Source organism: Pseudomonas sp. PDM10, assembly GCF_014852295.1.
GTDB lineage: Bacteria > Pseudomonadota > Gammaproteobacteria > Pseudomonadales > Pseudomonadaceae > Aquipseudomonas.
The window spans coordinates 287,722-300,919 of the sequence record NZ_JACVBJ010000004.1; the positions used below are offsets into that span (position 1 = coordinate 287,722).

Annotated in this window: 6 protein-coding genes; 3 read left to right on the top strand and 3 right to left on the bottom strand. The window is 58.8% G+C overall.

Features of this window, described 5'->3' with window-relative positions:
• Positions 1–110: 110 nt before the first annotated feature.
• Entirely contained in the window at positions 111–1,433 is a 1,323-nt protein-coding gene (locus tag IB252_RS15795; protein ID WP_111452703.1) for an MFS transporter, read from the bottom strand.
• Positions 1,434–1,626: 193 nt separating this feature from the next.
• On the opposite strand from IB252_RS15795, the gene IB252_RS15800 reads away from it, so the two are divergent.
• The 3 genes from IB252_RS15800 to IB252_RS15810 all read left to right on the top strand — a co-directional run bounded on the left by IB252_RS15800 (position 1,627) and on the right by IB252_RS15810 (position 9,120).
• Positions 1,627–3,363, top strand: coding sequence for an IlvD/Edd family dehydratase (locus IB252_RS15800; RefSeq protein WP_150657573.1), 1,737 nt, complete (start codon positions 1,627–1,629; stop codon positions 3,361–3,363).
• A 203-nt stretch (positions 3,364–3,566) separates the two neighbouring features.
• Entirely contained in the window at positions 3,567–4,286 is a 720-nt protein-coding gene (locus IB252_RS15805; RefSeq protein WP_156886757.1) for a FadR/GntR family transcriptional regulator, read from the top strand.
• Positions 4,287–4,401: 115 nt separating this feature from the next.
• On the top strand, positions 4,402–9,120 hold the full coding sequence (locus IB252_RS15810) for a hypothetical protein (RefSeq protein ID WP_192409465.1): 4,719 nt from the start codon (positions 4,402–4,404) through the stop codon (positions 9,118–9,120).
• A gap of 66 nt (positions 9,121–9,186) precedes the next feature.
• On the opposite strand, the gene IB252_RS15815 is transcribed toward IB252_RS15810, so the two are convergent.
• Positions 9,187–11,571, bottom strand: a complete 2,385-nt coding sequence (locus IB252_RS15815) for an efflux RND transporter permease subunit (RefSeq protein WP_192409466.1) — start codon at positions 11,569–11,571, stop codon at positions 9,187–9,189.
• Between the two features lie 28 nt (positions 11,572–11,599).
• Entirely contained in the window at positions 11,600–12,667 is a 1,068-nt protein-coding gene (locus IB252_RS15820) for a WD40/YVTN/BNR-like repeat-containing protein (protein ID WP_192409467.1), read from the bottom strand.
• Positions 12,668–13,198: the final 531 nt, after the last annotated feature.

Consider the following 13,198-nt stretch of genomic DNA (forward strand, 5'->3'; position numbering starts at 1 on the left):
CCTGTGGGAGCGGGCTTGCTCGCGAAGAGGCCGTCACATCCGACATCACCGGCGACTGACACTCCGTCTTCGCGAGCAAGCCCGCTCCCACAGTTGATAGGTGTGAATCCTTAGGTGCGGGTAGCACCCCGGGCGCTGGCAGCGAACTGATCGGCCGGCAGCACGTGCTTGCGTTCCAACAGGCGATAGACCACACCGGTCAACACCAGCCCGAACACCATCACACCCGAAAGGAAATACAGGCCCGAAGCCAGGTTGCCGGTGTATTCCTTCAGCGCGCCGATCACGAACGGACCGATGTAGCCACCCAGGTTGCCCACCGAATTGATCAAAGCGATTCCGGCCGCGGCACTGGCGCCGGCAAAAAAACGGCCCGGCAAGGTCCAGAACACTGCTGTGCAGGAAAACAGCGCGAAGGCCACCAGGCACAACGCCGCCAATTGCAGCACCGGCACGGTCAGCCAGGCGCTGAGGAACAGGCCGATGGCGCCCAACACGTAAAGCACCGCCAAGTGGCCGTAGCGATCATTCAAGCGGTCGGAACTGCGCGGAATGATCAGCAACCCGATGATCCCGAAGATGTACGGCACCGACGACACGAAACCGGTCACCAGATCCGTGCCACCGAACTGCTTGATCAGGGTCGGCAGCCACAAACCCAGGCCGTAGATACTCAGGGTCACCGGCAGATAGAACAGCGCCAGCAGCAAGACACGTTTGTCCTTGAGGGCGTGCAACGGATTGCCGTGGCGGGTCTGGCCGTATTCCTCGAGATCCTTTTTCAGTTCGCCGGTCAGCCAGTCCTTTTCAGCCTGGTCCATCCACTTCACCTGTTTCGGACCGTCCGGCAGCCAACGCAGCACCGGCCAGGTCAACAGGATCGCCGGGGTGCCGATGACCATGAACAGCCACTGCCAGCCATGCAGGCCAAGTACGCCGTCCATGCCGAGCAGACCACCGGACACCGGGCCGGTGATCAACATGGCGATGGGTTGGGAAAGAATGAACAACCCGAGGATCTTGCCGCGATGGCGCACCGGAAACCATTGGGTGATGTAGTAGAGAACGCCGGGGAAGAACCCGGCTTCCGCCGCGCCGAGCAGAAAACGCATCACATAGAAACTGTGCGGCCCCTGGACGAAGGCCATACCGATGGTGATGGCGCCCCAGGTGACCATGATCCGCGCGAACCAACGCCGCGCGCCAAAGCGTTCGAGCATCAGGTTGCTGGGGATTTCCAGCAGGAAATAACCAATGAAAAACAGCCCGGCACCCAGCCCGTAAGCGGCGTCACCGATGCCGAGGTCGGCGCCCATGTGCAATTTGGCGAAGCCTACGGCGGAGCGATCCACATAGGCGATCAGGTACAGCAGGATCAGGAAGGGGATCAGTTTTAGCGTAATGCGACGAATAAGCCGCAGTTCCTGGCTCATGAGATCGGTCTCCGATTGTTGTTGTTATAGAACCTCGGGGGACGCCTCTCGTGGAAAACCGCCAGGGCAATCCCTCCGTTGAAATTGACTATATAGTAATACTATTTACGTAACAACACTTCCAAATAGCCGAATTTGCGCTTATGTTACGCCTCATCTCGAACAATATAGTCATACAATAAGAGAACCGATCATGTCTGATAAGAAACCCACCCTGCGCTCCGCCCAATGGTTTGGCACCGCCGACAAGAACGGCTTCATGTACCGCAGCTGGATGAAGAATCAGGGCATCGCCGACCACCAGTTCCACGGCAAGCCGATCATCGGCATCTGCAACACCTGGTCGGAACTGACCCCGTGCAACGCGCATTTCCGCCAGATTGCGGAGCACGTCAAACGCGGGGTGATCGAGGCTGGGGGCTTTCCCGTGGAATTCCCGGTGTTCTCCAACGGCGAGTCGAACCTGCGCCCGACCGCCATGCTCACCCGCAACCTGGCGAGCATGGACGTCGAAGAAGCGATTCGCGGCAACCCGATTGACGGTGTTGTGCTGCTGACCGGCTGCGACAAAACCACCCCGGCATTGTTGATGGGCGCGGCCAGTTGCGACGTGCCGGCGATCGTCGTCACCGGTGGGCCGATGCTCAACGGCAAACACAAGGGCCAGGACATCGGCTCGGGCACCGTGGTCTGGCAGCTCAGCGAGCAAGTGAAAGCGGGCACCATCACCATTGACGATTTCCTTGCGGCCGAGGGTGGCATGTCCCGTTCGGCCGGCACGTGCAACACCATGGGCACCGCGTCGACCATGGCCTGCATGGCTGAAGCACTGGGCACTTCCCTGCCCCACAACGCGGCGATTCCAGCGGTCGATGCGCGTCGTTATGTGCTGGCGCACATGTCCGGCATGCGCGCGGTGGAGATGGTTCGCGAAGACTTGAAGCTGTCGAAAATCCTCACCAAAGAAGCCTTCGAAAACGCCATTCGTGTGAACGCTGCCATTGGTGGTTCGACCAACGCCGTGATCCATTTGAAAGCCATTGCCGGGCGCATCGGTGTCGAGCTGGATCTGGACGACTGGACCCGCATCGGTCGGGGCATGCCGACCATCGTCGACCTGCAACCGTCCGGGCGTTTCCTGATGGAAGAGTTCTACTACGCCGGTGGCCTGCCAGCGGTACTGCGTCGCCTGGGTGAAGCCAACCTGATTCCGAATCCGAATGCTTTGACCGTCAATGGCAAGACCCTCGGTGAGAACACCAAGGACGCGCCGATTTATGGCCAGGACGAAGTGATCCGCACCCTCGACAACCCGATCCGCGCCGACGGCGGCATCTGTGTGTTGCGCGGCAACCTCGCACCACTGGGTGCGGTGCTCAAGCCTTCAGCCGCCAGCGCCGAACTGATGCAACATCGCGGGCGTGCGGTGGTGTTCGAAAACTTCGACATGTATAAGGCGCGGATCAACGATCCGGAGCTGGAGGTGGATGCCAACTCGATTCTGGTGATGAAGAACTGCGGTCCGAAGGGTTATCCGGGCATGGCCGAGGTTGGCAACATGGGCTTGCCGGCCAAGTTACTGGCCCAGGGTGTGACGGACATGGTGCGCATTTCCGATGCGCGCATGAGCGGCACGGCGTACGGCACTGTCGTTCTGCACGTGGCCCCGGAAGCGGCCGCTGGCGGACCTTTGGCGACGGTGAAAGAAGGTGACTGGATCGAACTCGATTGCGCCAACGGTCGTCTGCACCTGGACATTCCGGACGCCGAACTGGCGGCGCGCATGGCCGATCTGCAACCGCCGCAGCAATTGATCGTGGGCGGTTATCGTCAGCTGTACATCGATCATGTCCTGCAGGCGGATCAGGGTTGCGATTTCGACTTCCTCGTTGGCTGTCGTGGCTCTGAAGTCCCGCGCCACTCTCACTAACAGCATCAATCCCCTGTGGGAGCGAGCCTGCTCGCGATGACGGACTGACAGCCAACTTAAATGTTGAATGTTCAACCGCTATCGCGAGCAGGCTCGCTCCCACAATGGCTCTGCGCCTGCATCAAATCTTGCGCTAGCGACCTTCATCCGCCGCGCCTGTTATCATGCGCGGCCCCCCACCCCACAGGATCGCGCCGTTCCCCATGGATTACCGCAAACCTTCCGACCGCAAAAGCATGCACTCGCGCATCGTCCAGGAACTGGGCATGCAGATCGTTTCCGGACGTTTCAAGCCGTGTGACAAACTGCCCGCCGAGGCCTTGTTATGCGAAGAGTACGCGGTCAGTCGGCCAGTCCTGCGCGAAGCCACCCGGGTTTTGGTCGCCAAGGGTCTGGTGTATTCCCGTCCGCGAGTGGGCACGGTGGTCAAGCAGCGCAAGGAATGGCACATGCTCGATCCGGATGTGCTGCACTGGCTGATGCAAAGCAGCCCGCAAAATGAATTCTTCGACCTGTTGACCAGTGTGCGCAGCATCATCGAACCCGCCGCGGCCGCCCTCGCCGCGCAGTTCGCCACGGACGCGGACATCGCCTCCATCGGTGAAGCCTACCAACGCATGGAAGCGGCGCCGACACCGGAAGCGCTGCTGCAACCGGACCTGGATTTCCATAGCCGGATTGCCGATGCGACCCATAACGACTTGCTGGCCAACCTGTGCAACATGCTATCGGTGGCGATTGCCGAAGCCTTGAAGCATTCCAACCAGCGACCGAATCTGCATGAACTGGCGTTGCCCCGGCACAAGGCGATTCTGACGGCGATCGAGAACCGGGATGCACTGGGTGCGCGGCATGCGACGTTGGTGCAGCTGGATGATGCGCGTAGTGCGTTGAATGCGGTGCTGGGCGCTGATCCCGAGTAATCAGCAGTCAGGGGCTCTACCCTGTTCAACCAATGAGGGTGCGGTATCCGGCTACCGCACCCGGCAATCGCCTGTTCCGTAGGCTCATGATTCCAATCATGCAAAGGATTGCATCATGCCTACAGCTCTATCGCCGGACACCACGGCGTATACCGACGTCACAGCCCGCGCGGTCAGTGCACAGTTCGGCACTCGTCCGACATTACGCTCGGTAACCGCCCACCTGCTCCAGAGCAGCCTGCTGGAAAAATATCCGTCACTGGATTTCGATCCCGAGCGCACTCGTCTCGCACAGCCGTTCCCCGGGGGCGGCTGGACGCTCACCCTGCTGCTCGACGTGGCGCTCAACTACCTGGCGAGCGGCACTGCACCGCGGCTGGACGAACAGTACGGTCGCCAGTGTTTTCTAACCAACAAAGCGCCCGTGCGCCTGTCGGTCGATAGCACCCGCCGTCGCGAACCTGATATGCAAATTATCGCGGGCATCATGGCTGAATTGACCGCCACTGTTCATATCGGCTTCCAGGAAGACCTCAGTGCCTATTGGAACGCAGCGACCGACAATAGCGTCAGTCGCTGGCAATGGATTGCTGATTTGCTGGCCGGCGTGCTGAAAACCTCCTCTGTTCGCCACTCGTCAACCAACAGCCTGCAAGCCGACCTCCTCACCGAGCTCTGCAACAACCCCGATAAACAGCAGCGCCTTGAGGCTCCCGGGTCCAAAGGCAGGATCCACGCCTGCTTCATCGAAACCACGTTGAGCAAAGATCAGCTGTCGGTCAGCCTGCAAACTCCTGACATTTTGCTGATCTGCGGTGAAACCCGTCTGCTGTGCAGCGTGTCCGGTGACATCGAATCATTTCCGTCCCTTGAGGCGTTCGGGCGGGCCTGGTGCACACGGTTTGAACCGGGCCTGATGGCCGATGCCATTGCCTGGAAACGTTACGAACCTGACGGCAACCTTTTCGACACCCAGGCAGCCCTGCTGCTGAACCAACAGCTCGATGACCTGGCCGCGCTGACGCTGCCGGCACGCACTAGCCTGGACGACCTGGAAAAACGCTACGAGGCCATCACCGATCCGGCCACGCGATTCATTGGCGCCCAGGCGAGCATTGGAACAGACCTCACTCACCTTCCCCTGATACAGAAAACGATTCCCCAGTGGTTGCAAAAGGCCGAAGCTACCGACCGCATGGCCTATCGCAAACAGGTGCTGGCCCTCGCAAGCCTCAAGCAACAGGCGGCAGGCCGCTCGTTTCAGACGGGTATCGACGACCTTCATACCTTCGCCAAAAAAGCCCTGCGTCAACAGATGAGCGAAGATCGACCCACCGCCCCCAACTATGACGCCGATCAGCTGGAGCTCACCTTCCATGTACCCGTCGGCGACTTGGGCAGCGGTTATATTCACCGGACCAAAATGTCGTTGACCCAACTGGCAATCAATAACCTGGCCAGTAGACCCAATGGCCGAATAACCATCCGTCACACCGCAGGCCTGGTGATCCAAGACTGGGTCACAGAGGCTTATCTGTTGGATCTGGTCAACCGGGTGAATGTTGGCAAACAGTACCCTGAGTTAATTCAGGCCCAATTGCTTGACTACACCCCGCAAGCGCGGGAACGCCAGCGACTGTTCGGCCTGGAGCTTGCCGTTCACTTGCCGATGTTGGCCCTGGAACAGGCGATCAAGGCTGAACAAGGCTTCACTCGTCAGGGCTATCGCTACGTCGAAGCATTGATGCACGGCACCACGGCTGAGCGATTCGTGGACGAGCAGGAAATTGTCCTGCGCCCCCTGGCTTTCCAAAGAAAGCCACAGGCCGAATGCGACGTGGTCAGCAACATGTTCATCATCGAGCCCCGTGATCTGCACGCCGATGGTCCGCACATCCTCTACCGGCCGCTGTATGTTCCCGCGCTCCAGCAATTCCCGACCCGCCAAGCCCTGTGGCGCGCCATTGCGCAACCGGGTCAATTGCAGAGCAGCGTACTGACGTGGCTGACGGACCGTGCACGACCTGTCTACGACAACAACGGATTCAACGAACCACACATTATTCACCTCCACATTGGCGATGATTTCGTACCACTTCAAAAGCCGAAACCGGCGATTCTGGCAGGCAACGAAGCCGCCGCCGACTGGATCGCGGCGCTGGAACACGGTCGGTTGCTAATGCAATTGTTCGATAGTAATGCCCGTGCATTGGTCGAACTGGCTGACCGGCAATCGGTGTCCAATGCCGAGAGCCGCTGGGCGATCATCCTCGAAGGTGGCTGGCTGCTGTTCAACAACCTGCTTTTACCCCTGGCGCGCGGCCCCGCCATGCTGGTGGGCTGGATGCTGCAAATTACCCATAGCCTGATCCAGGACCTGCCAGCGCTGGACAGCGATGACGCCATGTCGCGGGAGCAAGCCTGGGTCGATGTGTTGCTTAACATTGGGCTGTTACTGCTGCATGCGCCACTTCGCGAAGCCACCCCCAACGCACTCCCCCCCAACGCTGCCCCAGAGTTTGCGCAGGTGTTGGCCCCATTGCGTCAGCCCACCGCGCACCCCTTCGATACAACCAGGGCTGAAATCACCGAGGCTTCGCCGGGATTACCCTCCGAGCCACCGGGCAGTGGCAACACCCTGCTGGACTTCAACCTGTCTACCGCTCGCGATTCAGCCTCGGCCCGATTGTTCGAAAAACTCAAGGCCGTGCGGGTTCCGTGGCCGGCTAAGCTGCCAGACCCGATTGCCTCCGGCCCATTCAAAGGGCTGTACCGAATCAACGACAAATGGCACGCCACCGTCGCAGCCCTGTTTTTTCGCGTGAGCATCGTACCGGGATTTGGCGAGGTCTATCTGGTACACCCTGAACATCCTGATCATCCCGGTTTCAAACTGAAGTCCGATGGCCAAGGCAGATGGACCCTGGACCAAGGGCTGAAACTGCTCGGCGGTGGCCGCAAAAAAAGAATTGATGCGTTGCGCGAGCAACAACAACAGCGAATCGGGGAGCTGGAGCAGCAGTTTCAGGACTTTCTCGATCAGCAGGATCGCACGGTAAGACGCGTCGACATTGCCGACAACCTGGCACAGTTGAAACTCAAGAGCCCTTCCAGCACTGAGCAAGAGCGCTCCACTTTCCGCCAGCGGTACGTCCAGGAGCTGGACATCCAGACTCAAAGCTACGTAACGCTAATCGCCGGCATCAAGGAAAAAAGCGCCTTGACGGGCCTACCTGTCGACGAAAAAATGCGCAGCGTATTGCTGGGCAACATCATCAAAAATGAACGTAAACGGATTGTCATGGCTGACCATGATCGTGAAGCCGCCAACGCGAACTCCTCTGAGTTCAGCACCGCGGGGCGACTTTATGAGGCGCTGATTACCGGGGACGAAGGACTCTGGGATCGCTACCTCGACTTTGTACGCACAACCAGCGAAATCAATGAAGTCATGATCAAGTCCTATGAAGAAGTGGACAAGCGGCTGCAAGAACTTGAACAGATCCCCCAGCTGGGTACGCAAGCGCTGGAAGAGTTGAACAAGGGTCGACCGGAAAACGAGCTGACAGCCCTAAGGGTCAAGATTTTTCAACTGATTACCCTGCGAATCCTCAGCGTCCAGACACTCCTGAGCGACACCACCACCGCCCTGGAAGCAGCCATCGACCCCTTGGTGATGCTGTCCCGGTCCCATGCGGAATTACAGTCTGCCCATGTTTATGAATCCTCGGACCGCATCGCTGTGCTCGACAACCTGGTCGACCGCTACAACAAGGCGCAGGACGCCCTGGGGAGTATCGAAATCTTCAGCGCCGATGAGTTGCATATGCCGGCGTTCAACCGCTTGCGCGAGATCATCGAGCAATTGCGCGTCGATGCCGAGCAGCGCCTGGCCGATGAACTTCAAAGGTCGTCACCCGCACAGGCGCAATCATCCACGCAAGAAGCGGGTACTTCGAAAGGAACAGCCGGTGGCAGGAAGCCTTCCACGGCCAGCCGGAAAAAGGTGATCAAAACGTCCAAAGGTATGTTGATTGGCGACGTTCGCCCGAACACCGACAATCAGGGCGGCGAAATCGTTGACATAAAAGGGCCTATGGAAGACAGCCCCTTGACGTCTTTCCGTGAAGACTCGCCCGATGTCTGGGTCGAAATGGTTGCAGCCAAAACACCGGAACCCAAAGCCACCTCCCGCCCCTACCCGCAACTCAAGGGCGACGCCCGCAAAGCGTTGGCGAAAGTCGATGAGCAGGTCAGGAAGATCGAGGGCTACGCACAACGTGCAAGCTCACCCAAGGAAATCGAAGAGCAGTTGCAGCGTGAAGGGCAAAAGCTCATGCATTTCGCCGACAAACTGGAAAACCATGAGCACGCCCCGTCAACCGGCGAAAAAGACGCCACACTTCTCACCGAACTGCGGGACAAGGCCCGGGTTCTGGAGAACAAGGCGACGGAACTGCGCACCCGCATGACGTTGTACCAGGCTCCCACCAGCGAGGGGCTGGAATACCTGCAACATCACAACCAACTTTACGCGCGAATCATTGGCGCACGGGTTCAGCTGAAAACCGGGCGCAAGGATTTCGTGCAGGAGTACGTCTTGCTCAACCGTGAAAACCAACCCTGGTGGTATGGTCATTTTCACTACGCAAAGGCCAACGATGCCAAGGCGAACTACACCCAGGCACACTTGAAAACCAGGGAGCAACGCTACGAAACCTATGAATCGGCCTTGGCGAAGGCCAAGGACCCGAAACAAAAGATCGAAATACATCATGGATTCATCACTAAATCCTTGGCCGAGCAAAGTTTTCTACCCTTGGAACCACGCTGATCCGCGTTTGGCACCCATAAAAAAGCCGCAACCCTGAGGTTGCGGCTTTTCTATTACAGCCTGGAATCAGTGAGCGAACAGCGAGTTGCCTTTCTGCCCCGCCAGTTTCTCCGGCTTGATCAGGAAGCGTGCCAGCGCCGGCAACAGCCACAGCGCGCCGAACATGTTCCAGAGCAGCATGAAGGTCAGCATCAGACCCATGTCAGCCTGGAACTTGATGGCCGAGAAGATCCAGGTGCACACGCCGATCGCCAGGCACAGGCCGGTGAACAGCACGGCTTTACCGGTGGACTTCAGCGTCTGGTAGTACGCCTCTTGCAACGGCAGACCCGCACGGAGGAAGCTTTCCAGGCGGCTGTAGATGTAGATCCCGTAGTCCACGCCAATCCCCACCCCGAGTGCCACGACAGGCAAGGTCGCGACTTTCACGCCGATGCCCATGAAGGCCATGAGGGCGTTACCGAGTACCGAAGTCAGGACTAGCGGCAGCACGATACACAACGTCGCCGCCCATGAACGGAAGGTGATCATGCACATGGTCGCCACGCAGATGTACACCAGGATCAGGATGGTCAGCTCTGACTCCTTGATCACCTCGTTGGTGGCCGCTTCGATCCCGGCGTTACCGGCGGCGAGGATGAATTCCAGGCCTTCCTTGTTGTTCTCCTTGGCGAAGTCCTGCACTGCATGCACGGCGCGATCCAGCGTGGCAGCCTTGTGATCGTTGAGGAACACCAGTACCGGCGCCAGGGAGCAACTGTTGTTGTACAGACCATCAGCCCGAGCGATCGAGTTGTTCAGCACGTCCGGGTTACGCGACAGGGTTTCCCATTTCAGGTTGCCTTCGTTCATGCCCTTGATCATCTGCTTGGACACGGTCACCAGCGAGATCGCCGACTGCACGCCCTCGGTGTTCTGCATCTTCCACATCAGCTCGTCGATCGGCGCCATGGCTTCGTAGCGCGAGCAGCCTTCGGACCTGGTCTTGACCATCACCACCAACACGTCGGAACTGGTGGAGTAATTGCTGATGATGAAGTTGTTGTCCTTGTTGTAGCGCGAGTCCGGACGCAGTTCCGGAGCGCCCTGATCCAGGTCACCGATTTTCAGGTTCTGGCTGTACCAGAGGCCGCCGCTGAAGGCCAACAAGGCCAGGACAACCGACACCGGCGCCACTTTCGGGCTGGCAAAATTCGACAGCAGACGCCAGAACGGGTGTTCGCGGTGCGCGTCTTTCTTGCTGCGTTCGACCGCGCGTTTGCTGATGCCAACGTAGGAAATCGCCACCGGCAGCAGGATCAGGTTGGTGAACACGATGACCGCCACGCCGATAGACGCGCCGATGGCCAGTTCACGAATCACGCCGATGTCGATGATCAGCAGCGTGATGAAACCCACCGCATCCGCGAGGATCGCGATCATCCCCGGCAGGAACAGCTGACGGAACGTGCGCCGCGCCGCAGTCAAGGCGTTGTCTGCCTCGCTGGACTGCAAGGCAATACCGTTGATCTTTTGCACACCATGGGAAATACCAATGGCGAAGATCAGGAACGGCACCAGCATCGAGTAGGGATCGAGCCCGAAACCAAAGAAGTGCATCAAACCGAGCTGCCAGACCACCGCCACCAGCGTGGTGCTCAACACCGCCACGGTGCTGCGCATGCAGTTGGTGAACCAGTAGAGCAGGATCAACGTGATGATGAAGGCGATGCCGAAGAACATCACCACCATGACCAACCCATCGATCAGGTCGCCGACTTTCTTGGCGAAACCGACGATGTGAATCTTCACGTTAGGGTTCTGGGCTTCGAACTTGTTGCGGATCTTGTCTTCGAGTTCGTGAGAGAACTTGCGATAGTCCAGCGCCAGCAACTTGCCTTGGTCCTGCGGGTCCGGGTAGGACTCCAGCAGCGGGATATCGACAATGCTCGACTTGAAGTCGTTGGCCACCAGACGCCCGACCTGACCGGACTTGAGCACGTTATTGCGCAACAGGTCGAGGCTTTGCTGGGAGCCGTTGTAGCTCTGCGGAATCACTTCACCACCGGCGAAGCCCTCCTCTGTCACTTCGGTCCAGCGTACGCTCGGGCTCCACAGCGACTTGAGACCGGAACGGTCAACCCCGGAAATGTAGAACACCTCGTCATTGATCTGACGCAGAGTCTCCATGTACTCCTTGGAGAAGATGTCGCCATCAGTGGCTTCCACCGAGATGCGCACCGTGTTGCCCAGGTTCGCCAGATCGTTGCGATGCTCCATCATCTTTTGAATGAACGGATGCTCGAGCGGGATCATTTTTTCGAAACTGGTGGACGGCCGGATCAGCGTCGCTTGCCAGAACAGGAAGATACTGACCAGCAGGCAGATGACAATCACTGCCGGGCGGTTGTTGAAAATCAGGCGTTCGAGAAACGTCGCCTTGTCATGATGATGAGTGCTCAAGGATGTCATAGACCCGCCTTCTTATTATTTGCCCGGCTCATTTGGACGACCCATTTTTTCCGTTCTCTGCGCCGGTTGGCGAGGTGACGCGAACGCCACCCTGTCCTGCCAGAATCAGATTGCCGTTGCCCGCTGCGGTGACTGCCGAAACGGAAATGCGATCCGGACGGTTGAACACGCTGAAGGTTTCGCCGTTGTCGTTGCTGCGGATCACCGAGCCACCGTTGCCGACGATCACGATGGAGCCGTCGTCGAGCAGCGTCGCGCCGGACAGACCGAATTCCAGCGCACCGCGAGCGGCCTTGAGCTCAATCGGCTCCCAGGTCGTACCGAAATCGGTGGAGCGAAACAGATTGCCCCGCAGCCCGTAGGCCAGCAGCGTATTGCCTTGAGCGGTGCCGATCACGCCAAACAGTGAGCCCTCATAGGGACCTTCAAGCTTCTCCCAGGTCTGGCCCCAGTCGGCGGAGCGGAACATGCTGCCCTGCTCGCCGACAATGAACAGCCCGGAATCCTTGACCGCGGCGATGGCGTTGAGGTGGTACTGGTCTTCGTTATCCAGACGATCGCTGACATCTTCCCAGTTCTTGCCGCCGTCGGTGGTGGCCAGCAACGCGCCGTAAGCGCCTACGGCAAAGCCGCTGTTGACGTCCTGGAACCAGACGTCGAGCAGCGGAGATTCGCGTTTCAAATCTTCGAATTGCTTGGTCCAGGTAACGCCGCCGTCCTCGCTCGCGAGGATCTGCGCATCATGGCCGACGGCCCAACCGTGTTTGTCGTCGACGAAATACACCGACGTCAGCAGTTGCCGCGTCGGCACCTTGGCTTGGGTCCAGGTCGCGCCCTGGTCATCCGAATATAAAATGTGCCCGCGATCACCGACCGCCACCAGGCGCTTGCCGGCGTGCACGACGTCGAGCATCAGGCTCTTGCTGGCTTTGGCGGATTCAACGGAATAAACAATGTCGGATGCTGGCGCAGCAGCGGCCAGCACAGGTGCCGACAGCACGGCACAGCCCAACAGCGAGAGCGCTGTAGCCAGCAACGCGAATTTGCGTAATGCCGGCGGGCGGCAGATACCCACACCCATGACAGGCTCACTCATAGACCTTCCCCCATTATTATTGTTAGGTCGTTCAACCTTTCTGGGCGCCATAAGGGATGCTCTTTGGGATTGCTTTTTCTGGAGCATAGTCCTGAAATACGCAATCTAGAGCCCCTTCGGAAGCTGGCTTATCCTATCGGGGTTTGGAAAGGTCTGACAATCGACGCCACGTTATGTTTTGTTAACCCGGGGGATATGGGTGGGTGCTGAATGATTCGGTATCAGATGGGGTGATTGGGTTTTGGGTTTGGGGTACATATCCGTTGCTGCGGTAACGGCTGATTACGGTTTCGCTTTTACAGCGACTCACTTTTCCAAACGCCGGAATGCCGGCCCAGCGAAAAGTAAGCAAAAGGCTTCGCCCCGGCGTACGGCACTTCGCTAAAGCTCAGTGTTCCCTCGCTACGGTGTCCATAAGGGGGCATCGCCTACGGCCTGCTTCGCGACGACCTCCTCTCGATGTGTGCGGCTTCGCCGCACGGCGCTACGCGCCTACCCCCTGATGAACACCTCCGCTCGGCCTGCCGAAGG

What these genes read in the sequence shown, in the direction of transcription:
- IB252_RS15820 (WP_192409467.1), bottom strand. Translation starts at nt 12,667, where the DNA reads ATGAGTGAGCCTGTCATGGGTGTGGGTATCTGCCGCCCGCCGGCATTA.
- IB252_RS15800 (WP_150657573.1), top strand. Translation starts at nt 1,627, where the DNA reads ATGTCTGATAAGAAACCCACCCTGCGCTCCGCCCAATGGTTTGGCACC.
- IB252_RS15795 (WP_111452703.1), bottom strand. Translation starts at nt 1,433, where the DNA reads ATGAGCCAGGAACTGCGGCTTATTCGTCGCATTACGCTAAAACTGATC.
- IB252_RS15815 (WP_192409466.1), bottom strand. Translation starts at nt 11,571, where the DNA reads ATGACATCCTTGAGCACTCATCATCATGACAAGGCGACGTTTCTCGAA.
- IB252_RS15810 (WP_192409465.1), top strand. Translation starts at nt 4,402, where the DNA reads ATGCCTACAGCTCTATCGCCGGACACCACGGCGTATACCGACGTCACA.
- IB252_RS15805 (WP_156886757.1), top strand. Translation starts at nt 3,567, where the DNA reads ATGGATTACCGCAAACCTTCCGACCGCAAAAGCATGCACTCGCGCATC.